Annotated in this window: 20 protein-coding genes and 1 pseudogene; 16 read left to right on the top strand and 5 right to left on the bottom strand. The window is 61.1% G+C overall.

Annotated elements, in window-relative coordinates; all coding sequences use genetic code 11:
• Window positions 1-116: 116 nt before the first annotated feature.
• Complete coding sequence (cutA, locus tag EPN80_RS13845) at window positions 117-449, top strand: divalent-cation tolerance protein CutA (RefSeq protein WP_293028241.1); 333 nt, start codon at window positions 117-119, stop codon at window positions 447-449.
• Window positions 442-2,334, top strand: a complete 1,893-nt coding sequence (gene dsbD, locus EPN80_RS13850; protein ID WP_293028243.1) for a protein-disulfide reductase DsbD — start codon at window positions 442-444, stop codon at window positions 2,332-2,334. The genes cutA and dsbD overlap by 8 nt, the downstream gene beginning before the upstream one ends.
• Window positions 2,335-2,430: 96 nt before the next feature.
• Here the strand turns inward: dsbD and hemB are convergent, their stop codons facing one another.
• Together hemB and yihA are read right to left on the bottom strand one after the other, a co-directional pair.
• The gene (gene hemB, locus EPN80_RS13855; RefSeq protein WP_293028246.1) at window positions 2,431-3,432 is read right to left on the bottom strand and encodes a porphobilinogen synthase; all 1,002 of its coding nucleotides are present in this window, start codon (window positions 3,430-3,432) and stop codon (window positions 2,431-2,433) included.
• A 251-nt stretch (window positions 3,433-3,683) separates the two neighbouring features.
• Window positions 3,684-4,424 carry a ribosome biogenesis GTP-binding protein YihA/YsxC gene (gene yihA / locus EPN80_RS13860; RefSeq protein WP_293028249.1) on the bottom strand — a complete coding sequence of 247 codons (741 nt, stop codon included), beginning with the start codon at window positions 4,422-4,424 and terminating at the stop codon, window positions 3,684-3,686.
• 225 nt (window positions 4,425-4,649) lie between these two features.
• On the opposite strand from yihA, the gene EPN80_RS13865 reads away from it, so the two are divergent.
• The 5 genes from EPN80_RS13865 to EPN80_RS13885 all read left to right on the top strand — a co-directional run bounded on the left by EPN80_RS13865 (window position 4,650) and on the right by EPN80_RS13885 (window position 10,555).
• Entirely contained in the window at window positions 4,650-5,288 is a 639-nt protein-coding gene (locus EPN80_RS13865; RefSeq protein WP_293028252.1) for a c-type cytochrome, read from the top strand.
• Window positions 5,289-5,389: 101 nt separating this feature from the next.
• Window positions 5,390-7,534 (top strand): cytochrome c biogenesis protein ResB, encoded by a 2,145-nt coding sequence (locus tag EPN80_RS13870; RefSeq protein ID WP_293028255.1) that lies wholly within the window; start codon window positions 5,390-5,392, stop codon window positions 7,532-7,534.
• Between the two features lie 5 nt (window positions 7,535-7,539).
• Entirely contained in the window at window positions 7,540-8,724 is a 1,185-nt protein-coding gene (ccsB, locus tag EPN80_RS13875; RefSeq protein WP_293028257.1) for a c-type cytochrome biogenesis protein CcsB, read from the top strand.
• 126 nt (window positions 8,725-8,850) lie between these two features.
• Window positions 8,851-9,840, top strand: coding sequence for a protein-methionine-sulfoxide reductase catalytic subunit MsrP (msrP, locus tag EPN80_RS13880; protein ID WP_293028260.1), 990 nt, complete (start codon window positions 8,851-8,853; stop codon window positions 9,838-9,840).
• A gap of 7 nt (window positions 9,841-9,847) precedes the next feature.
• Window positions 9,848-10,555 carry a protein-methionine-sulfoxide reductase heme-binding subunit MsrQ gene (locus EPN80_RS13885; protein WP_293028262.1) on the top strand — a complete coding sequence of 236 codons (708 nt, stop codon included), beginning with the start codon at window positions 9,848-9,850 and terminating at the stop codon, window positions 10,553-10,555.
• 18 nt (window positions 10,556-10,573) lie between these two features.
• Here the strand turns inward: EPN80_RS13885 and lysA are convergent, their stop codons facing one another.
• Window positions 10,574-11,845, bottom strand: a complete 1,272-nt coding sequence (lysA, locus tag EPN80_RS13890) for a diaminopimelate decarboxylase (protein WP_293028264.1) — start codon at window positions 11,843-11,845, stop codon at window positions 10,574-10,576.
• Between lysA and EPN80_RS13895 the strand changes: the two genes are divergently transcribed.
• Window positions 11,844-11,981, top strand: coding sequence for a hypothetical protein (locus EPN80_RS13895; RefSeq protein WP_293028266.1), 138 nt, complete (start codon window positions 11,844-11,846; stop codon window positions 11,979-11,981). The genes lysA and EPN80_RS13895 overlap by 2 nt on opposite strands.
• A gap of 14 nt (window positions 11,982-11,995) precedes the next feature.
• Here EPN80_RS13895 and EPN80_RS21125 read toward each other — a convergent pair.
• A pseudogene (locus tag EPN80_RS21125) lies at window positions 11,996-12,067 on the bottom strand (hypothetical protein); the annotation flags it as partial.
• A 61-nt stretch (window positions 12,068-12,128) separates the two neighbouring features.
• Between EPN80_RS21125 and cyaY the strand changes: the two are divergent.
• On the top strand, window positions 12,129-12,452 hold the full coding sequence (gene cyaY, locus EPN80_RS13900) for an iron donor protein CyaY (protein WP_293028269.1): 324 nt from the start codon (window positions 12,129-12,131) through the stop codon (window positions 12,450-12,452).
• 47 nt (window positions 12,453-12,499) lie between these two features.
• Here cyaY and EPN80_RS13905 read toward each other — a convergent pair whose 3' ends face one another.
• Window positions 12,500-14,884, bottom strand: coding sequence for a penicillin-binding protein 1A (locus EPN80_RS13905; protein ID WP_293028272.1), 2,385 nt, complete (start codon window positions 14,882-14,884; stop codon window positions 12,500-12,502).
• 173 nt (window positions 14,885-15,057) lie between these two features.
• Between EPN80_RS13905 and pilM the strand changes: the two genes are divergently transcribed.
• The 7 genes from pilM (at window position 15,058) to aroB (ending at window position 21,018) form a co-directional block, all read left to right on the top strand.
• Complete coding sequence (gene pilM, locus EPN80_RS13910; protein ID WP_293028275.1) at window positions 15,058-16,029, top strand: pilus assembly protein PilM; 972 nt, start codon at window positions 15,058-15,060, stop codon at window positions 16,027-16,029.
• Window positions 16,026-16,664 (top strand): PilN domain-containing protein, encoded by a 639-nt coding sequence (locus tag EPN80_RS13915; RefSeq protein WP_293028278.1) that lies wholly within the window; start codon window positions 16,026-16,028, stop codon window positions 16,662-16,664. Before pilM ends, EPN80_RS13915 begins: the two co-directional genes overlap by 4 nt.
• Before the next feature lie 38 nt (window positions 16,665-16,702).
• A complete protein-coding gene (pilO, locus tag EPN80_RS13920) occupies window positions 16,703-17,317 on the top strand; it encodes a type 4a pilus biogenesis protein PilO (protein WP_293028280.1) in 615 nt (204 codons plus the stop codon).
• Window positions 17,314-17,859: a hypothetical protein gene (locus EPN80_RS13925; protein WP_293028283.1), complete on the top strand. Its 546-nt coding sequence runs from the start codon at window positions 17,314-17,316 to the stop codon at window positions 17,857-17,859. Before pilO ends, EPN80_RS13925 begins: the two co-directional genes overlap by 4 nt.
• Before the next feature lie 74 nt (window positions 17,860-17,933).
• Entirely contained in the window at window positions 17,934-19,289 is a 1,356-nt protein-coding gene (gene pilQ, locus EPN80_RS13930; RefSeq protein WP_293028286.1) for a type IV pilus secretin PilQ, read from the top strand.
• 8 nt (window positions 19,290-19,297) lie between these two features.
• Entirely contained in the window at window positions 19,298-19,912 is a 615-nt protein-coding gene (locus EPN80_RS13935; protein ID WP_293028288.1) for a shikimate kinase, read from the top strand.
• 29 nt (window positions 19,913-19,941) lie between these two features.
• Window positions 19,942-21,018: a 3-dehydroquinate synthase gene (gene aroB, locus EPN80_RS13940; RefSeq protein ID WP_293028291.1), complete on the top strand. Its 1,077-nt coding sequence runs from the start codon at window positions 19,942-19,944 to the stop codon at window positions 21,016-21,018.
• Window positions 21,019-21,035: the final 17 nt, after the last annotated feature.

The following is a 21,035-nucleotide window of genomic DNA, read 5'->3' on the forward strand; positions in this document are numbered from 1 at the left end:
CAGGCGAAAGCCTGGCTTTTTGCATTGAATGTCGCAAAAATCATCGACGCCCACCGTCGCGTCTCGGGCTGGTATAAAGTGAACATTCGACCGGTGCAAAGGGTCAATTGCAAACGATGGACAAGTTACTGATGGTCATGACCACCTTTCCCGACGTGGCGACGGCGCAAGCCGCCGCCGAAGGCATCATTGCGCAGCGCCTGGGCGCATGCGTCAAGCAGCTCGCGCCGTGCACGTCCACCTATCGCTGGCAGAGCAGCATCGAGTCCGAGCAGGAGGTCCCTTTGCTCATCGCCACCTGCGCACTCCGCTATCCAGCGCTCGAACAATATATCCAGACCCGGCATCCGTATCAGGTGCCTGAAATAGTGGCCTGGCCCCTTGAGCAGGCTTTGCCCGCCTACGCTGACTGGGTCGCACAGGAAACCGGAGAGACTCCCAATGTTTAGGCCGGTACGGATGCTGCCGGGCATCGCGGTGATCCTCGTCATACTGGGATGGGTGACGACGTTATCGCTTTTTTTCTCTGTTTCAGCACGTGCGGACACGGATTTTCTCCCGCCGGACGCTGCCTTTCATGCTCAACTGAGCGAAGCGGGCCCCGGCGCATTGCAGATACAGTTCACCGTTGCCCCGGGGTACTACCTCTATCGTGAGCGCTTTGCCTTTGCCACGACCACGCCAGGCGTCGTACTGGGTGCTCCAGAATATCCCAAGGGCGAGCTCAAGTACGATCCAACCTTTCAGAAAGAGCTCGAGGTCTATCATCGCTCAATGGCCGTACGCATACCCATCGAGCATGCCGCAGGACCGTTCGACCTTCAGGTCACGATGCAGGGTTGCGCCGACAAGGGGTTGTGCTACCCGCCAATGCACAAGACCTTCCATTTTGCCGGCGCGGCGCTGCAGGCCCTCGGCGCCGGCGACGCGGCTGGCGTGACAGTGGCCTCGCCGTCCCCCCCGATCGCCGGCTCCGGGTGGGCGCAGGTGCTGGCCGGCCGCGACGACTTTGGTCAAATCGAGCGATGGCTGTCCGGTGGCAGCCTATGGCTTACCTTGGCGATCTTCCTGGGCCTCGGTTTGCTGCTGACGTTTACGCCGTGTGTATTGCCCATGGTGCCGATCCTGTCGTCAATCGTTGTGGGTCAGGGGGCTCGGCGAGGAAGAGCCTTGGGCTTGTCGACCGCCTATGTTCTGGGCATGGCGTCGGTCAACACGGCAATTGGCGTGGCAGCCGGGCTGCTGGGACAAGGCCTGACCGCGGTGCTGCAAAACCCCTGGGTGCTGAGCGCGTTCGCGCTGTTGATCGCCGTGCTTGCGGGATCGATGTTTGGTTTTTATGAGCTTCAGTTGCCTGCGGCTCTGCGTAGTCGCATCGACGACATCTCGCGACGTCAGCGTGGCGGGCAGTGGGGGGGCGCTCTTATCATGGGGGTGCTGTCGGCGCTGATCGTGAGTCCGTGCGTGACCGCGCCTCTGGCGGCCGTGCTGGCATTCATTGCGAAGACGGGAGATGCGATTTTCGGCGGCGCGGCGCTGTTCGCCATGTCACTCGGCATGGGCATCCCGCTGCTGCTCGTCGGCCTTGGGGCGGGCGCCGTCCTCCCATCCAGCGGACCCTGGATGGAGAGCGTCAAACGTTTTTTTGGCGTTGTGCTGCTTGGGGTGGCGCTCTGGATTCTGCGCACTGTGCTGCCAACATGGTTGTCCATGCTGGCGTGGGCCGCATTGCTGCTGGTCAGCGCTTCCTATTTGCGCGTGTTCGATCCCTTGCCGGACGGTGCATCCGGCTGGCATCGCTTATGGAAAGGTTTTGGCGTTGGCCTTGCGGTGACGGCCGTGATATTGCTGATTGGCCTCGCTCGCGGTGCGCGTGACCCGCTGCAGCCGCTGGCGCCGGTCGCTGCCGTCGGGCTTGCCGGGGTTGCGAGCGAAAATCCGACCAGTTCCTTGCACTTTGAGCGCGTCAAAACAGTCGCCGATCTGCAGCATGCGGTCGCTTCGGCAAAGCGGCCGGTCATGTTGGATTTCTACGCCAATTGGTGTGTAAGCTGCAAAGAAATGGAGAAATTCACTTTCAGCGACCCCCGCATCCAACATCGCCTTAATCACGTTTTGCTGCTCCAGGCGGACGTTACCGCCAACGATCCAGCCGATCAGGCGTTGCTCAAGCAGTTCGGATTGTTTGGGCCGCCGGGCATTCTTTTCTTCGATGCGAGTGGACATCAAATCGCCGGTGCTCGAGTCATCGGTTACCAGGATTCAGCCAGATTTCTGCGCAGTCTCGATCAGGCATTCGGCCCGGGCAGCACAGCCTCGTCAAACCACACATAATTCGATGTGGCGTTCGATGCCCATGCGCGATCGCGGGCGCGTCATGCGATTCTCGGCCGATGGCCGAGCGAGGCTTCGGCTGGCGTGCAACGCCCGTTAGGCGCCCTGTGCCTTAAGCAGGTGTGCTGCGTCGAGGGCGAAATAGGTCAGAATCCCGTCGGCGCCCGCTCGCTTGAACGCAAGCAATGACTCCATCATGACTTTGTCATGATCCAGCCAGCCGTTCTGCGCCGCAGCCTTGAGCATTGCATACTCGCCGCTGACCTGATAGGCATAGGTTGGATAGCGGAACTCGTCCTTGACGCGGCGCACAATATCCAGATAAGGCATGCCTGGCTTCACCATCACCATATCCGCGCCTTCCTCGATGTCGAGCGCGACCTCTCGCAAAGCCTCATCGCTGTTAGCCGGATCCATCTGGTAGGTCATTTTGTTGCCTTTGCCCAGATTGGCCGCCGATCCAACGGCATCGCGAAACGGGCCGTAGAACGCCGACGCATATTTGGCGGCATAAGCCATGATGCGGGTGTGGATGTGGCCATTGTCTTCCAGCGCGACTCGAACGGCACCGATGCGGCCATCCATCATATCGGACGGCGCGACGATATCGACGCCCGCTTCGGCCTGCATCAGGGCTTGCGCCACCAGGATTTCCTTGGTTTCCTCGTTCAACACGTACCCAGCTTCATCGAGGACGCCATCCTGGCCGTGAGTGGTGTACGGGTCGAGTGCGACATCGGTGAGCACGCCCAATTCGGGGAAGTGCTGCTTCAGTGCCCGGACCGCGCGCGGAACCAGGCCATCGGGGTCTGCAGCAATACGGCCGTCCGGCGTTTTGAGAGCCGCCTCGATATTGGGGAACAGCGCCAATACCGGCACACCCAGCGTCACGCAGCGCTCCGCGGTGATCAGTAATTGATCGATCGAGAGTCGTTCCACACCGGGCATCGATCCGACCTGCTCGCGGCGGTGCTGGCCCTCCACAATAAAGACCGGATAGATCAGGTCATCCGTCGACAGGCGGCTCTCGCGCATCAACCGGCGGGAAAAATCGTCGCGGCGCATGCGACGAGGACGCAAAAGCGGATAGGAACTCATTCAGACACGCCTATGGAAAGCATGAAAAAAGGTCTCGGATTATGAGAATCCGCGACTGCAAAGATCCGACGTTCCAAGAAACTTTCGGATGCATGGTATATCATATCAAGCGGATGCTGCACGTGTGCTGCGTCCCCCGCTTCTCCTCCCTGAGCGGGTGCCTGTCGTGACTACGATAAGGCTTGTTTAATGCCGCCGTGGTAAGACACGGCGGTTTTTTTATGTGGGCAGACGCCGTGATTCGCGTCACACTATTGAGCATCGTTCGGCGCGCCCTCGGTGCTGGCGTCGACCGCACCCGCGGCCGCCCCCGACGCCACCGGCGGGTCGACTGACTGATCGCGCGAGGGAATATCGAGCCAATGCTCGAGCATTCGTTGGGCTTCCGCGATGCCGGTTCGTTTGAGCGACGAAAAGAGTTGCACCGTGAATTGGGGCGGCGCATCAGGATGATCGTCGGGCAAGCCGTCCGAGCGGCCGTACTGGCCAAACGTCTCGCGGGCCTTGCGCAAAACCAGCGCACCTTCCTGTCGCGTCAACTTGTCCGCCTTGGTCAAAATCGCGTGAATTGGCCGCCCCGTCGGCAGGAACCATTCGATCAACTGCTCATCGAGCTCGGTAAAAGGGCGGCGCGCGTCCATCACCAGCACGAGGCCGCGCAGTTGCGGCCGCTGGCGCAGGTAATCTCCGAGCAGTGCCTGCCAGTGAGCCTTGGCCGCACCAGGCACTTGCGCGTAGCCGTAGCCGGGCAGATCGACCAAATAGCCGAAGATGTGCTCCGCTTTGGCGATCTCGAAGTAATTGATGTGTTGCGTGCGCCCCGGCGTCTTGCTTGAGAACGCCAGACGCTTCTGGTTGCACAAAGTATTGAGTGCGCTCGACTTGCCGGCGTTGGAGCGCCCGGCGAAGGCCACCTCGGGTACCGAGGTCGGCGGTAGATCGCGCAAATGATTGACGGTCGTAAAAAAACGCGCCTGATGCAATAGGGACATGATTGGGGCGAGAGAGAGAACAGCCGCCCTGGGAGAACGCGGTCTGTGGCGTAGAATGCCGTTAAAATCGGCCAATAAGTTATTGTACAATATGAAAGTTAACCTTAGCCTACCCAGACGACCGGCGGGACAGGGTATGGCGAGTGCTGCGGGGCGCGGAGACATGTTCCCGGGCGGTAATTTTCCAACGACCGATTCCTCGACAAAACAAAACAAGGTGTGCGAATGAACCGAGTGTGGAAGTTTCTGGCGATAGCACCGTTGGCACTGACACTGGCCGCCTTGGCCGGTAGCGCGTGGGGCGCAGACGCTCAGCCGCCAGCCAAACCCGATCTCAACCGAGGGCAGGCAATTGCCACTCAAGTTTGCGCGGCCTGCCACGGGGCTGACGGCAATAGCGCCGTGGGAACCTATCCCAAACTCGCAGGACAGCACGCGGCGTACCTCTACAAACAGCTCAAGGAATTCAAATCCCACGCTCGCAATAACGCGATCATGATGGGAATGGCCTCCGCGCTGTCCGACCAGGACATGCAAAATGTCGCCGCTTACTTCGCCTCGCAAAAGGAAAAGCCGGGGTTTGCGACGGACAAGAGCACCGTGCCGCTGGGCCAGAAGATTTTCCGTGGCGGCATTGCGGAGAAAGGGGTTCCCGCTTGCGCGGCCTGTCACGGACCCACGGGAGCCGGCATTCCGACCCAGTATCCTCGCTTGGGCGGCCAATGGGCCGAATACACGCAAACGCAGTTGGTGGCCTTTCGCGAAGGTACTCGCATGAACAGCGTGCCGATGCACGATATAGCCTCGCGTTTGACGACCAAGGAAATCCAGGCTGTAGCCGACTACATAGCTGGACTCCGATAATAAAAATAGTTGTGGGCCGGTCCGCCGGCCGCACTACAATTGTCTGAGCTAGGGTGGCGTGCGCGGCCAGCGCCGCCGCCTTTTTCGTTTGTGGAATCCGCATGAGCCTGAGTACCGCCGGTATCGAAGTCAAATCCTCCCATCGCGTAGTGCGCGATGGCGTCGAACTGGTCAGTTCGATGCGGTTTGCCATCAGCCTGCTCTCGATCCTGGCTGTGGCCAGCATAATCGGCACCGTGCTCAAACAGAGCGATCCGTATCCCAATTACGTCAATCAGTTCGGCCCGTTCTGGGCGGCCATTTTCCGCACGCTCGACTTCTACACGGTCTACAGCGCCTGGTGGTTCCTGCTGATCCTGGCCTTTCTGTTGATTTCGACCACGCTGTGTCTGGTGCGCAACACGCCGAAAATGCTCAGCGACATCCGAAGCTGGAAAGACCAGGTGCGCGAAGGCAGTCTCAGAGCGTTCGGCAACAAGGGCGAATTCGGCAGCACACTGCCACGCCACGAGGCAGTGGCGCGGCTCACCGAATTGGTGGGCCGTTCCCGCTATCGTTGGGTTGCCCGCGACAAAGAGGGCGCCACGCTGATTGCCGCCAAAGCGGGCGCCATCAACAAGATCGGTTACATCTTCGCGCATAGCGCCATTGTGATTATTTGCCTCGGGGGGCTGCTCGACAGCAACCTGCTGATTCGCGCGCAAATGTGGGCGCAAGGCAAATCGCTGCTCCAGGGTAACGCTGTCATCTCGCAGATCTCGGCCCAGCATCGCCTGGGCGCCGGTAACCCGGCATTCCGTGGTTATGCGTTTGTGCCGGAGGGCAGCGATACTTCGACTGCGATCCTGAATTTCCAGAATGGCTCCCTGGTCCAGGACTTGCCCTTCACGATTCATCTCAAGAAGTTCCACGTCGCTTATTACTCGACGGGCATGCCCAAGCTGTTCGCCAGCGATATCGTGGTCATCGATCCGAAAACGGGTAAGCGCATCGACGCGACGGTCGAAGTGAATCATCCGTTCAGCTACAAAGGGGTCGAGATCTATCAATCCAGCTTCCAGGATGGCGGCAGCAAGCTCCAACTGACCGGATACCCGATGGCTGGCCAGAGCGCGACGCCGTTTTCGCTGGCCGGCGAGGTGGGTGGCCAGGCGTCGTTGTCGCCCGCCGAAGCCGCCAAGACGGCCGGCGATGATGTGGAATTTACCGATTTTCGTGCCATCAACGTCGAAGACATGAGCGATGCCGGCGGCCAGCAGGACACGCGCGGTGTCGCGCGCAGCAATCTGCGCCGGGATCTCGAGCGGCAGTTGGGTGCGGGCGTCAAATTGGGTCTCAATAAAGACCTTCGCAATGTCGGCCCATCGGTCCAATACAAGATTCGTGATCGGGACGGACAGGCACGCGAATACAACAACTACATGCTGCCGGTGGCGCTCGAAGGTGGTGAGCGCGTGTTTCTCTCCGGCATGCGCGATACGCCGGACGGGCCGTTCCGGTACTTGCGCATTCCTGCCGACGACGACGGTACCGTCAAGCAATGGATGCTCCTGCGCGCCGCGCTGGCCGACCCGGCGGCGCGCGCAGCTGCCGCACGCCAATTCGCCGCAAGCGCGTTGCAGCAAAACGACTCGCCACAGTTGCAAGACCAGCTCGAACTCAGCGCCAAGCGTGCACTGGATCTGTTCGCCGGGGCAGAACCGGCCGGCAACGGCAAACCGCCGATCGGCGGTTTTCAGGCCATCGCCGATTTCGTGAGTGCCTCGGTGCCGGCCGATCAGCAGAAAAAGGCGGCCAATCTGCTGCTGCGCATGCTCGACGGCGCCATCTGGCAACTTTGGCAAGTGGCGCGCCAGCAGACTGGCCAGCCGCCCGCGACCGCCACGCCGGACCATGCACGTTTCATCCGCACGGCAATCAACGCGCTGTCCGATAACTTCTACTATGGCGCGCCCGTCTACTTGCAGCTCGACTCGTTCCAGCAGGTTCAGGCCAGCGTCTTCCAACTGACGCGCTCGCCGGGCAAGACGGTCGTATTTACCGGTAGCTTGCTGCTGGTTCTTGGGATTTTCTCGATGTTCTACATCAGGGAACGCCGCTTATGGATCTGGGTCAAGGATATGCCGGATGGCGGTAGTAATATTCTTTTTGCGGCCTCGACCACCCGCAAGACGCTGGATTTCGAAAAAGAATTTGCCCAGTTGCGAGACAGGATTCACAAAATAGTCTCGCCCCCCCCGAGGTGACAAACATGGAACTGATACACGTCTACCCTGATGGCCCATGGCTCAAGCGCCGCTCATGGGTGGATTGGATGTTCGCCGTGGCTTTGGCCGCCGGAGCCGGTTTTGCTCTCGACCGTTACGGTGCGTACATGGGCGGCTACGAAAAAGGCATTCTGATCGCTGCGGTGCCGGTCTTTGCGGGTCTTGGATGGCACTGGCGGGCGGTACGAGCCCTGATGCTGGGCATTGCCGTGCTGGCGCTCACCGCCATCAATCTGTATCACGGGCAATTGGCCCGAGCCGAGGAAGTATTTTTGCTGAAATACTTCCTCTCCAGCCAGTCGGCGATTCTCTGGATGAGCGTGCTGTTCCTGCTGTCCACGCTGTTTTACTGGGGGGGCTTGCTGGCCCGTTCGCCGTTTGGCGCCAGCGTCGGCTCGAAGCTGTGCTGGTCCGCCGTGCTGCTCGGCTTTACAGGCATGATGGTACGGTGGTACGAGTCCTATTTGCTGGGCACCGACGTCGGCCACATCCCGATTTCCAATCTCTATGAAGTGTTCGTGCTGTTTTGCATGATCACTGCCCTGTTCTATCTTTATTACGAGCAGCGCTATGCCACGCGAGCCCTGGGGGCCTTCGTACTGCTGGTGATCAGTGCCGCAGTGGGTTTCCTGTTGTGGTACAGCATCGCGCGCGACGCCTACGCGATATTGCCGCTCGTACCGGCGTTGCAGAGCTGGTGGATGAAAATTCACGTGCCGGCCAACTTCATCGGCTATGGCACCTTCTCGCTGGCGGCGATGGTGGGGAGCGCCTATTTGCTCGTCGATCGCGAGGAAAGGCAGATCAAACTTGCCGGCGGCAAAGCCGGGAGCGGGTTCTTCGGCTCGCGCCTGCCGTCGCTGGAGTTGCTCGACGACGTGATGTACAAGTCGATCGCGGTCGGCTTTGCCTTTTTTACCATTGCGACCATCCTTGGATCGCTGTGGGCGGCGCAAGCCTGGGGCGGATACTGGAGTTGGGATCCAAAGGAGACCTGGGCGCTGATCGTCTGGCTCAATTACGCTGCGTGGCTGCACATGCGCCTGATGAAAGGCTTGCGCGGCGCCGTGGCGGCCTGGTGGGCCCTGATCGGGCTGGTTATCACGACGTTCGCCTTCCTCGGCGTCAATATGTTCCTGTCGGGGCTTCACAGCTACGGCCACCTATAAGCTCCGCAGCGCTCCGGGGCAAAAGCCGCTCGCCACCTGGCAGCGGCTTTTTTGTTATCTTATGAGCGAGATATTGCAAGGAGCGACGGATGCGGATCGACTGTCGCACAAACGGAGATATTCGCCATGAAACCCGACGCATCGACGAGAGCCGCCTTGTATGGCAACGATATTCCAGCGAGCGAGATTACGCCGCGCGAGGTCTTCGAGGCTCGCCGGAATTTCCTGCGATTATCGATGCTGAGCGCGACCGGTGCCGCCCTGGCAGCCGGGCACGCACGACTTGCCGGCGCATCGACCAATGGCGCCGGCGGGCCGTCGTTGCATGCGGCGCCCAACCGCGCCTACGTCGTGCCCGACAAGCTGACGCCACTCAAGGATGTCACTGGCTACAATAACTTTTATGAGTTCGGCACGAGCAAGAGCGATCCGGCCGAGTACGCGGGATCGCTGAAAACCCGGCCGTGGCAGATCATCGTCGACGGAGAGATCAAGCGTCCCAAGACATTTGACATCGACACCCTGATGAAACTGATGCCGCTCGAAGAGCGGGTGTATCGGCACCGTTGCGTCGAGGCCTGGTCGATGGTGATCCCCTGGATCGGCTACTCGCTGGCCGGTTTGATCAGGCAGGTCGAGCCGACCGGAAACGCCAAATTCGTGCAGTTCACGACCTTGGCCGATCCCAAAGAGATGCGCGGATTGTCCTACCCTGTGTTGGCTTGGCCGTACGTCGAGGGCTTGCGCATGGACGAGGCCATGCATCCGCTCACATTGCTGACTTTCGGCTTGTACGGCGAGGTGCTGCCCAATCAGAACGGTGCGCCGGTGCGCGTCGTGGTGCCATGGAAATATGGCTTCAAGAGTGCCAAGTCGTTGGTCAAGATCAGCTTTGTCGAAAAAATGCCGCTGACGAGCTGGAACCGCGCGGCGCCTGACGAATACGGGTTCTACGCCAACGTCAACCCGCACGTCGACCACCCCCGCTGGAGCCAGGCCACCGAGCGACGGATCGGCGATGGTTTCTTTGCGCCCAAGCGCAAGACGCTCATGTTCAACGGGTACGAACAAGTCGCATCGTTGTACGCGGGTATGGACTTGCGCACCTATTTTTAGGTGGGGAATGATGCCAACAGTCTGCGTGCGGCGCCGTAACTCCGTGGCGCGTCCTGCCGGCACGGGGCGTTTGCGCGGTAGCGCAGCTGCGCTACCGCGCTACCTCAAATGGCTCAAAGCGCTGGTCTTTTTGACGGCGCTCATACCGCTGGGACGCCTGGCCGTGCTGGGCATGCTCGACCGGCTCAGCGCCAATCCGATCGAGTTCATCACGCGCTCCACAGGATTATGGACGCTGGTATTCCTCTGCATCACTTTGGCGGTAACGCCCGTGCGGCGTCTGAGTGGCTGGAGCGATGTGGCCAGAATGCGGCGCATGCTGGGCCTATTCGCTTTCTTTTACGGCACGCTGCACTTTCTCACCTACGTGTGGTTCGATCAGTGGTTCGACGTGGGGGCAATGGTGCATGACATCATCAGGCGACCCTTCATTACGGTTGGCTTTGCTGCCTTCGTTTTGATGATCCCGCTCGCGGCGACCTCCCCCCTTGCGATGATGCGGCGGTTGGGGCGGCGCTGGCAAACGCTGCATCGGATGATCTATCCGATCGCCGTGCTGGCGGTGCTGCACTTCTGGTGGATGCGGGCTGGCAAACACAATTTCGAGGCGCCGGCAATTTACGGCGGCATCATTGTCATGTTGCTCAGCCTGCGTTTGTGGTGGCGTCTGATGCGTGCCCGGCAAGCCGTCAACCGGCGAGAAGATGGTTTCTGACGGTTTGGCGGCGGCGAGTCAAGCGTCCTTGGGCAGCACGCTCTCGCCAGCAAACAGCGATTCGATCGTTTCGCGAGCCCGCACCAGATACGCATTGGCGCCGTCCACCATCACTTCGGCCGCGCGCGGGCGGGTATTGTAGTTCGAGCTCATTGCGAAGCCATAAGCGCCCGCCGAGCGGATCGCGAGCAGATCACCCTGGGCTACGCGCAGAACACGGTCGCGCCCAAGCCAATCGCCGCTTTCACACACCGGACCGACGATGTCGCAGTTGAGCGCCGGCGCGCTGCTGTCCTGCTTGACCGGCACGATATCGTGGTAAGCCTCATACATGGCCGGCCGCGCCAAGTCATTCATCGCCGCGTCCACGATGGCAAAGTTCTTCGCTTCGCCCGGCTTGACGTATTCGACCCGCGTTACAAGCACGCCGGCATTACCGACCAGCGAGCGACCCGGTTCGAACAGGACCGTGCGGTGCGCGTGACCGCGCTTCGCCACATGGTCGAGCAGCGCAGTCGCAAAGGTGCCGATCGCGGGCGGCGCCTCGTCCGCATAGCGGATTCCCAAGCCGCCACCGACGTCGAGGTGGTGGATGGAAATACCTTCGCGCTCGAGCTGCTCGACCAGTTCCAGCACCTTGTCCAGTGCGTCCAGATAGGGAGCGATCTCGGTAATCTGCGAGCCGATATGGCAGTCGATGCCGACGACCTCCAGATGCGGCAAGGCCGCGGCGTCGCGATAGGTGCTCAGCGCCTCATCGAACGCCACACCGAATTTGTTGCTGCGCAGCCCCGTTGAAATATACGGGTGGGTCTTGGCATCCACGTCAGGGTTCACGCGAATCGACACGCGCGCCCGTTGGCCGACTTGCCCGGCTACCTCGTTGAGCCGAATGAGCTCGGGCCGCGACTCGACATTGAAGCACATCACGTCCTGGGCCAGCGCAAAGCGCATTTCGTCCTCGCTCTTGCCCACGCCCGAGAAAACCACGCGGCGCGGGTCGCCGCCCGCAGCGATGACGCGTTGCAGCTCGCCGGCCGAGACGATGTCGAAACCGGCTCCAAGCTTGGCGAACACGTTGAGCACCGCAAGATTTGAATTGGCCTTGGCGGCATAATGCACGGCAGCATTGCGGCCGACGCAGGCGCGCGCATAGGCCTCGAACGCTGCTTGCAGGGCGGCGCGGGAATAGACATAAAGCGGTGTGCCGAAACGCTCGGCCAGCTCCGACAGCGAAACGTCCTCCGCGAAAAGCGTTTGGTCGCGGTAAGCGAAAAAGGAAGCGGTCATGATGTTTTACTTGGATTGCGCCGAACTCGCCGGCACGGGTGGAATCATCGATGGCGGCGCGCTGGCCGGCGGCATCGTGTCGGGCTGGATTGGGGTGGCTGGCGGCACGGGTACCGGCGGCACGCTGGGCAAGTAAAGCGGCCCCGTTTGGCCGCAACCGGCAAGGCCGCCAACGAGGACGATCGGCGCTACAATCGCGCAGATTCGGGTAAGCGCTGTCATGGTGTGGAACCGCGCCAGGCGGTATCAATGAGGGATGTCGATGTCAACCTTGGAGTTTAGCATGACGGAAAGTGAATTCCTGGCCGTGGCCGAACGCGTGCTGGACCAGCTCGAAGCGGCTGCGGAGCGGTCCGACGCCGATATCGAATGCGAACGCAGCGGCAATGTGCTTGCGCTCGAATTCGAGGATCGCAGCAAAATCATTGTGAATCTGCAAACACCGATGCAGGAGATCTGGGTCGCTGCGCGCTCCGGCGGGTACCACTTCAGGCTCGTTGGCCAGGCGTGGCGTGACACCCGCGACGACACCGAGCTGTTTGCCGCGCTATCGCGTTATGCGACGCAACAGGCTGGCGAGGCCGTGAGCTTTTCTCCGTCGGCGTGAATCGGCATGGCGCCATGCTGCGCGCTCTGGCGCGCAAACGCCCCGACTCACGGATTTTTGAATAGGTCGATGATGCGCTGGCGCTCCTGTGTTTCCGATGGCGCCGTGGCTGGCTCGTCGCGGCCATCCCCGTTATTCATTCCTACCGCGGTAACGGTTTTTCCCGGTGGATATTCATCCAGGTAGTAATCGCCGTTGGCCATGATGACGTCAGCCGGCATGGGCTGTGTCTGCTCCGGTATGCCCCGCAAGGCCTTCGCCATATAATCGACCCAGATCGGTAACGCCAACCCGCCACCCGTTTCACGGTCGCCGAGATTGCGCGGCTGATCAAAGCCGATCCACGCAATACCGACCAGATGCGCCTGATAGCCGGCAAACCATGCGTCGTGCGAGTCGTTCGTGGTGCCGGTCTTCCCGGCCAGGTCGTCGCGCTTGAGGACATTGGTCTTTGCCGCGGTGCCGCGCGTCGCTACGTCATGCAGCATGCTGTTCATGATGAAAGCGTTGCCGGCCGAGATCACGCGATGTGACTGTTCGCCAGCCTGCACCGGCTGTTCCGCCATCAGCAGGTGCCCACGCGAATCGGTGATGCGGGCCACGATAAATGGATTGATTCGAAAACCGCCATTCGCGAATACCGCGTAAGCCGTGGCCATTTGCAGTGGCGTGACGGCACCCGCGCCCAGTGCCATGGGGAGATAGGCAGGGTGTTTGTCGGCGTCGAAGCCGAAGCGCGTGATGAACTGTTGCGCATAGGTCGGCGTAATGCTCTGCAAAATCCGGATCGATACCAGATTGCGCGATTTCATGAGCGCGGTTCGCATCGTCATCGGACCATGGAAACCTCCGCCATAATTCCTGGGCTCCCATGGCTGGCCGCCCGTTTGTGCCGCGCTGAAATAAAGCGGCGCATCATTGATGATGGTGGTCGGCGCAAAGCCTTTTTCCAGCGCTGCCGAATAGATGAAGGGCTTGAAGCTGGAGCCGGGCTGTCGCCAGGCTTGCGTGACGTGGTTGAATTTATTGCGATTGAAATCGAAACCGCCGACCAGCGAGCGGATGGCGCCGTTGCGCGGATCAAGCGAGACAAATGCGGCCTCGATTTCGGGCATTTGCGTGATCCGCCAATCTTGCCTGGCGTCTTGCATCACACGAATCACCGAGCCCGGGCGAATGCGTTGCTTGGGCTGCGCGCTCGGACTCAGACCCGGCGCGGCAAAGCGCAGGCCGGCTCCGGTGATCGTGATGTCGTCGCCGCTGAGCAATGCGGCCGTCACTTTTTGCGGTGTGGCGGACAGAACCACGGCAGCGATGAGCCTACCACTGTCAGGGTGCTCCGCCAGCGTATCGTCGATCAATTGCTGCCGTGCGTCGGCGTCGCCCGGCAGATCGATATTCGCCTCCGGCCCACGATACCCATGGCGGCGCTCGTAATCCATTACCCCCGCGCGCACCGCGTTGTAAGCCGCTTCTTGATCGGCCGAGGTAATCGTCGTGTAGACGTTGAAACCGCGTGTATAAATCTCGTCTTTATACTGCGCATACAACAACCGGCGTACCATCTCGGCGACATACCCGGCGTGCACGCTGAACTCGTTGCCAATGCCGCGCACCTTGATCGGCTCGGCGATCGCGTCGTCATACTGCGCCTGCGTAATGTAGTGCAGGTTGAGCATGCGCTTGAGGATGTATTCCTGGCGTATCTTGGCGCGCTTGAAATTGACGATCGGATTGTACGCCGAGGGCGCTTTGGGCAGGCCCGCGAGCATTGCGGCTTCGGCAAGCGTGATGTCCTTGAGATCCTTGCCAAAATACACACGAGCCGCGCTCGCGAAGCCGTAGGCGCGCTCGCCAAGATAAATCTGATTCATGTACAACTCGAGAATCTGATCCTTGGTCAAGCGAGATTCGATTTTGTAGGCGAGCAGCGCCTCGTAAATTTTTCGCGTGTAGGTTTTTTGACTCGATAGGAAAAAATTCCGCGCCACCTGCATCGTGATCGTGCTTGCGCCCTGGGAGGAGCCGCCTCTGATCAGATTGGCGACGCCGGCGCGCAAAATCCCAATGTAATCGACACCTCCATGCTGGTAAAAGCGATCGTCCTCGATCGCCAGCACGGCTTGCTTCATCACGGCAGGAATGTCTTGCAGATGGACCAGATTGCGGCGCTCCTCGCCGAACTCGCCGATCAACACATCGTCGGCGGTGTAGATGCGCAGCGGGATCTTGGGACGGTAGTCGACGACGCTGTCGAGCGACGGCAGATGCGGCGTCATGACTACCAGCGCATAGGCCGCCAGCAGCGCCCCGACCAGCGCCAGGGCGACGATCAGACCGCCAAACCAGAGCGCGATGGAAACCGGCAGCGAGCGTGTTTTGCGGGAGAGGCGATTGGCGTGTCGCTTGCCTGGAGGGGTGTGGTTGACCATATGAAAAGCGAACTAAGCAGTGCTGAGATTATAGCCCCCATCATCTGCGCTCTTGTCCGATGGGCGGGGGTTTCAGAGTGGGACTATTCTCCTGCATATGTCATTTGCTTAGGATTCACCGAATCATCGACAAGCTTTTCGATGGCGACTCACGCTGCCCGGAGTTAACTGCCTTGTCATTCGCTTCGCTTTTCATTCCCGCGATTCACCGCTCGGCGCAGCCTCGCGAGCTGCTCGGGATCGACATCGGCGACGTCATGGTGCGACTGGTGGCGCTTGCGCGCAATGGTGGCGAATTCTCGTTGCAGCACATCGGTGAGATCACATTACCCGCGGGCGCGATGGCAGGCGGGCGGGCCGTTCAATTCGATGCGGTCGTCGCGGCATTGCAGCAATGGGCGGGGCCGCGGACGTGGCCGCCCGTGGTGTTGGCAATGCCGGAACATCAATTGGTGCGGCAGCGGATGTCGTCGATCTGGCACCTGGCCGAGCCCGCGATCGAGGCCAGCGCGGCCCGTCTGCTCGGCGGCGACGCGATGTCCGTGCGGTATGACGTGGTGAGCTCCAGTGTACGCCCGCATGGCAAGCGTGATCGGCGGCTGCTGATCGCCGCGCTCGACGATTGTGTCGATGAACGTGCGGCCGTCGCGGAGGCTGCATGCCTGAAACCGCACGCGATCGACGCCGAGCGTCTGGCGGTTCAGCGTGCCTTCGGCCATGCGCAGTCCGCCACAGGCGAGCCTGCCGGCACCTCTGGCGGCCTGTTGGTCGTGGATGGCAGCGGCGCCTATCTCTCGGTGTTTAGCGGACCGCAGTTGGTTGCGGAGCGGATTTTGCCGTATGAAGACGTCGTTGCGAATTCCGTTGATGGCGACGACACGACACGTTGGCTTGCGGCAGGCGAGAGTGTGACTCAGGTCTTGACACGGTTGCCGGCGACCGTCAGCACGCTTTGGCTGGCTGGCGAAGGCTCGGGGCAAGTCGGCCTGGATCAGGCGATTGAGCAAGTCACACGGTTGCCAACCAAGAGCTTCGATCCATTTGCGATGTTGCCGCGGGCGGGAGGCGTCGCCTTGCCCCCGGTGACGCAACGCTCCGCTTACGCCGTGGCCTGCGGCTTGGCGATGCACGACATTGTTTCATGACGTCGGCCAATCTGCTGCCGTCGCGGGCGCAACGACGATCGATGCGCCGCACCCGCCTGAAGCGTGTCTTGCTGATTTCCGCAGTGAGCGGTCTGGCCATCTCGGCGGTCGCCTGGGCAGCGCTCGAGCGGCGCATTGTTCGGCAGGATCTGCGTAACGATTTCGTCAGAGAAGCCTTGGCCGAGCTGCAACCGCCATTGCGGGAGCGTCTTCGAATGGAGAAAGCCATCGAGCAATATGAACAGCGGGTAAACCGGTTACAGCGCTTGACTGCGCTGCGGCCGCCTTGGGGGAGCATCTTTGCCGATTTGGCGAAATCCACGCCGCCGACCATGCATCTTCAGACAATACGCTATCAAGCCGGGCAACTGAGCTTGTCCGGACGCGCCGACACGCAGGCCGCAATTTTGCAATACCAGCGACGACTTGGCGACCTGCTCTGGGGAGCCGATACGTCGCTCGTCGAAACCAAGGCCGTGGTCGATGCGACTGGCGCGTCCGGCTTCGCATTTGAAATTCATATTCTCATGAGGCCGCCCGCCCCAGATCGGACGGGTGCCGAAACGAGCCTCGCGTTGTCTCGCGATGTCTTGCCGCCGAGCGGCAACAGTACGAATCGATTGCCTTGGTCATGAGAGTACAGTTTTTGCTTGCCGCGCGCCGCATGCGGTCTATGACGAACCTTGCGCGCACCGCACCAAGCGACTGGCCGGCGTTCGCGCAGTACGGGCTTGGACTTGTCGTTTGCTTCATGACAGGTATGCTGGCGTGGTCGGTGGTAGCGGAGTCGCGGCGCAAGTCGCTCACCGCGTACGAACAGCAGGAGATGGCGCTCAAAGCGACATATCGCCAACAGGCCATGCAGGTGGCGGGGCTGGGATCATGGCGTGACCAGCATGCTGCGATGACCGCCAGGGCGAGCGCATTGCGCGATCGCTTGCCTGGCGACGCCGACAGTGAGCGATTACTCGAGACGCTGCATCGACTCGGTCAGGCGCACCGAGTGCAGCTTGAGTCGATTCGACCGGGCAAGCCTGAAACGAAAAATCACCTGATCGTTGTGCCGTTCGAGATTCACGCCGCCGGCCGATATCATGGCATCGCGGGTTTTCTCTCCGAGCTGGCTGGCTTGCCGCGCGTTGTCGCTTTCAGCGCATTGCATATCTCCGCGTTGCCCCAGCATGAGGCCGTCAATCATCTGCCGCCCGAGCTTCGCCTTACTCTCACGGCGCACGCCTATGGGGATCCCTCATCGTTGCCGACCGCGGTTGCCGAGGTGCCGAGATGATTCCGCAATACTGGGCAAGGGATCGATTGTCACGATTTGTCGCGTTGCTTGGCGTCGCGTTGTGCGGGTGTCGCGCTGAACCCTTGGCTGGCTTGCGGGAGTGGCACGCAGATGCCATTCAGGCGGCAGCGCAAAGTCCGCAACCCGCGCTGCCGGCGCTGGCTGAATTGCCGGCGACTGCGGCGCGGATGCAGCTCGCCGGTGAGCTACCGGATCCATTTTTCGTAGGGCGGGGAACGCCGCCTCGGGCCGCGCCGGCACCGGGCGCTCGCCGGACGGCGCCGCCGCGTGGGGCGTTGACCGCGACGTCGCCCGATGAAATCCAGTTGATCGGGACGCTGCGCCGAGGTGCTCGCAGTGTCGCTCTGCTGCTCGTGGGCAACGTCGTGCATCATGTGGCACCAGGACATTCGGTGGGTGGTGATCAGTGGCTCGTCTCGGCGATCCATGACGATGTTGTCGAATTGCGGCAAGTCGCCGGGGAGCAGGAGAGCCGACCGCTCGCGACATACCGCCTGACCATGGTCGACGGCGTACCATGATCACAACAGCGCCGACCGGAAAGCGCCGGAGGGCGATTGGCCGGTGGCTTTGCATCGCGCTGGCCTGGCCTGCCATGGCCTTCGCCGGCACGGAGACGCAAGCCCGCGATCAAGCACCGCCTGCGCTGAACGACGGGCGCCTGACGCTGAATTTACGCGGTGCGCCAGTCGCGGCCGTATTGCGCGCGTATGCCGATCTGGTTGGCGCCAATGTAGCGATCGGCGAGGGCGTGAATGGACGTGTGACGCTGCGCGCCAGGCAGATGTCCGCCGATCAGGTGCTGGATTTCATGTTGGATACCCAGCACCTGGCGATGCGGACCTTTGGCAACGTGATGTGGATCGTTCCTCGCGACGAATTGGCTGCGCGCGACAAGCAAAAGGTCGAGGCGGCCCTGCAGGCTGGTGATCTAGTGCCGCTTGCCAGCCAAGGCTTTCAACTGAATTATCAAAAAGCGGCGGAGTTGCGCAAAATCCTTGTCGGGGAGGCAGGACACCGAATGCTGTCTAAGCGCGGCACGGTCGCTGCCGACACGCGCACCAACCAATTGTTCGTTACCGACGTGCCCGCCAAGCTGACGGAAGTTGCTGATCTGATCGAGCGGGTCGACGTGCCCGTACGGCAAGTGCTGATCGAGGCGCGCATCGTCGAAGCCGACGACCGGTTCAGCCGCAACCTGGGCGTCAAATTGGGATTTGCCCGCGCATCTGTGCCCGGAGAGACGCCGCCGGCAGGCAATAGTGCCTTCAAGGCTGGCCCCGATGGCCCTGTCCCCAACCATCATTTTCTTGATCTGCCCGCTACGGGCATCAACGGCTTTGTCGCGCCGTCGTTGGCGATCACCTTATTCGGGCGTGCCGCGCATCGTTTGCTTCAGCTCGAACTGTCGGCGCTGGAGGCCGACGGAGACGGCAAAATCATTTCCAGTCCACGCGTCGTTACCGCAGACAAAGTGCAAGCCGTGATAGAGCAGGGTACCGAACTGCCATATCAGGTTTCGGCTGGCAACGGGATTACCACGATTCAATTCCGTCAGGCCAAACTTCGCCTCGAAGTGACACCGCAGATTACTCCCGAGGGACAGGTCGTGATGAACGTCGACGTCAACAAGGATAGCGTGGGCCAGCAAACGGCGAACGGTTACGCCATTGACACCAAGCACGTGCGCACGCAAGTTCTGGTCGAAAACGGGGGAACTGTTGCCATTGGCGGCATTTATCAGGAGGAAGAGCGGAAAACGATCACGCAGGTCCCTGTGCTGGGTAATTTACCGGTGCTCGGGGCGCTGTTTCGAAATCAGGCCGACGTTCGCAATCGGCGCGAATTGCTGGTGTTCATCACACCGAGCATCGTGGAGCAGGCGCCCGCCTCCGGAGCGCGGGATGCGGGATCGCCTGGGGGCTCACAGGGTGTACAGAACCCGGTATGATGCCGGAAATGGAATCTTTGTCGCACGAATCGATGCAAGGGAATGTTTTTTTCGTCGGGCTCATGGGCGCTGGCAAAACCACTGTCGGCCGATGGGTGGCGCGGCGTCTTGGCCGCCCCTTTTTCGATTCCGATCACGAAATCGAAGCGAAAACGGGCGTGCGCATCCCGGTCATCTTCGAACACGAGGGGGAAGCGGGGTTTCGCGTGCGCGAAGCCCAGGTAATCGATGAGTTGACCCAGTACAACGGCATTGTGCTGGCCACCGGCGGGGGGGCCGTGCTCAACCCGGAAAACCGCCTGCACCTGAAGAATCGTGGCATCGTAGTGTATCTGCGCGCCAATCCGCATGACCTTTGGCTGCGAACCCGTCGCGACAGGAATCGCCCGCTGCTTCAGACCAGTGACCCGCGAGCCAGACTCGAGCAACTCTATGCCGAGCGCGATCCGCTCTACCGCGAGTGCGCTCATTTTGTCATCGAGACGGGCCGCCCGAGCATTAACGCATTGGTTCACATGGTATTGATGCAGCTCGAAATGGCCGGCATTCACGCCTCGCCGGCAGTCGATTCTCCAAGCGCTTCGGAAGATCACGCCGAGAATCAGCCGAAGGCCGGCGAATAGGCGTGGGCAAACGCGGCATAATAGCGCTCATGACGACGCTAAAACTTGACCTTGGGCAGCGCAGTTACCCCATCCATATCGGCACCGGCCTGCTCGATCAGCCGGAGTTGTTTGCTCCCCATGTGGCTGGCCGCCAAGCGGTTATCGTAACCAACACCACCGTCGAGCCGCTCTACGCGGCTCGTCTGGTTCGCACGCTCGAAGCACTCGGCAAGCAGGTGCGCACCGTCGTACTGCCTGACGGCGAGGCTTACAAGAACTGGCAGACCCTGAATCAGATATTCGACGGCATGCTGGCGTCTCAGGCGGATCGCAAGACCACGCTGGTCGCGCTGGGAGGGGGCGTAGTCGGTGACATGACGGGTTTTGCCGCCGCCTGCTATATGCGCGGCGTGCCATTCGTCCAGGTGCCGACGACACTGCTGGCCCAGGTCGATTCATCGGTGGGCGGCAAGACGGGCATCAACCATCCGCTGGGCAAGAATATGATCGGCGCGTTCTGGCAGCCCAACGCGGTGATTGCCGATGTGAGCACGCTGGCGAGCCTGCCGCCGCGCGAGTTGGCCGCGGGCATGGCCGAAGTGGTCAAGCATGGCGCAATTGCCGACGCGGAGTTTTTTGCCTGGATCGAGGCGCATATCGATGCGCTCAACGGCGGCGATGTCGACGCGCTTGTTCATGCTGTGCGCCGTTCGTGCGAAATCAAGGCGGGCGTCGTTGCGCGCGACGAGCGCGAGGGTGGTTTGCGCGCCATTTTGAATTTCGGCCACACTTTTGGTCATGCCATCGAGGCCGGGTTGGGTTATGGCGCCTGGCTGCACGGCGAGGCGGTTGGATGCGGCATGGTGATGGCGGCCGATCTGTCCTCCCGCATAGGATTGACGCCAGCCGACTTGACCGAGCGGATGGCAGCACTGGTGGAGGCCGCCCACTTGCCCATCAAGGGGCCCGCGCTCGGCGAAGACCGTTACATCGAACTGATGCATGTCGACAAAAAAGCGGAGGGTGGCGAAATCCGCTTCGTGCTGCTTAACCGCTTGGGCGATGCCGTCGTCACTGTCGTGCCCGATGAGGCTTTGCGTGCGACATTGCGTTCCAGTGTCTAAACAGCTGGACTCGCCGG

Origin of the sequence: Pandoraea sp. (assembly GCF_004297875.1) — a bacterium.
Lineage (GTDB): Bacteria > Pseudomonadota > Gammaproteobacteria > Burkholderiales > Burkholderiaceae > Pandoraea.

Excerpts from the sequence above, each read along its gene's own strand:
- cutA (WP_293028241.1), top strand. The coding sequence starts at position 117 with ATGGACAAGTTACTGATGGTCATGACCACCTTTCCCGACGTGGCGACG.
- dsbD (WP_293028243.1), top strand. The coding sequence starts at position 442 with ATGTTTAGGCCGGTACGGATGCTGCCGGGCATCGCGGTGATCCTCGTC.
- hemB (WP_293028246.1), bottom strand. The coding sequence starts at position 3,432 with ATGAGTTCCTATCCGCTTTTGCGTCCTCGTCGCATGCGCCGCGACGAT.
- yihA (WP_293028249.1), bottom strand. The coding sequence starts at position 4,424 with ATGTCCCTATTGCATCAGGCGCGTTTTTTTACGACCGTCAATCATTTG.
- EPN80_RS13865 (WP_293028252.1), top strand. The coding sequence starts at position 4,650 with ATGAACCGAGTGTGGAAGTTTCTGGCGATAGCACCGTTGGCACTGACA.
- EPN80_RS13870 (WP_293028255.1), top strand. The coding sequence starts at position 5,390 with ATGAGCCTGAGTACCGCCGGTATCGAAGTCAAATCCTCCCATCGCGTA.
- ccsB (WP_293028257.1), top strand. The coding sequence starts at position 7,540 with ATGGAACTGATACACGTCTACCCTGATGGCCCATGGCTCAAGCGCCGC.
- msrP (WP_293028260.1), top strand. The coding sequence starts at position 8,851 with ATGAAACCCGACGCATCGACGAGAGCCGCCTTGTATGGCAACGATATT.
- EPN80_RS13885 (WP_293028262.1), top strand. The coding sequence starts at position 9,848 with ATGATGCCAACAGTCTGCGTGCGGCGCCGTAACTCCGTGGCGCGTCCT.
- EPN80_RS13895 (WP_293028266.1), top strand. The coding sequence starts at position 11,844 with ATGATGTTTTACTTGGATTGCGCCGAACTCGCCGGCACGGGTGGAATC.
- lysA (WP_293028264.1), bottom strand. The coding sequence starts at position 11,845 with ATGACCGCTTCCTTTTTCGCTTACCGCGACCAAACGCTTTTCGCGGAG.
- cyaY (WP_293028269.1), top strand. The coding sequence starts at position 12,129 with ATGACGGAAAGTGAATTCCTGGCCGTGGCCGAACGCGTGCTGGACCAG.
- EPN80_RS13905 (WP_293028272.1), bottom strand. The coding sequence starts at position 14,884 with ATGGTCAACCACACCCCTCCAGGCAAGCGACACGCCAATCGCCTCTCC.
- EPN80_RS13915 (WP_293028278.1), top strand. The coding sequence starts at position 16,026 with ATGACGTCGGCCAATCTGCTGCCGTCGCGGGCGCAACGACGATCGATG.
- pilO (WP_293028280.1), top strand. The coding sequence starts at position 16,703 with ATGACGAACCTTGCGCGCACCGCACCAAGCGACTGGCCGGCGTTCGCG.
- EPN80_RS13925 (WP_293028283.1), top strand. The coding sequence starts at position 17,314 with ATGATTCCGCAATACTGGGCAAGGGATCGATTGTCACGATTTGTCGCG.
- pilQ (WP_293028286.1), top strand. The coding sequence starts at position 17,934 with ATGGCCTTCGCCGGCACGGAGACGCAAGCCCGCGATCAAGCACCGCCT.
- EPN80_RS13935 (WP_293028288.1), top strand. The coding sequence starts at position 19,298 with ATGGAATCTTTGTCGCACGAATCGATGCAAGGGAATGTTTTTTTCGTC.
- aroB (WP_293028291.1), top strand. The coding sequence starts at position 19,942 with ATGACGACGCTAAAACTTGACCTTGGGCAGCGCAGTTACCCCATCCAT.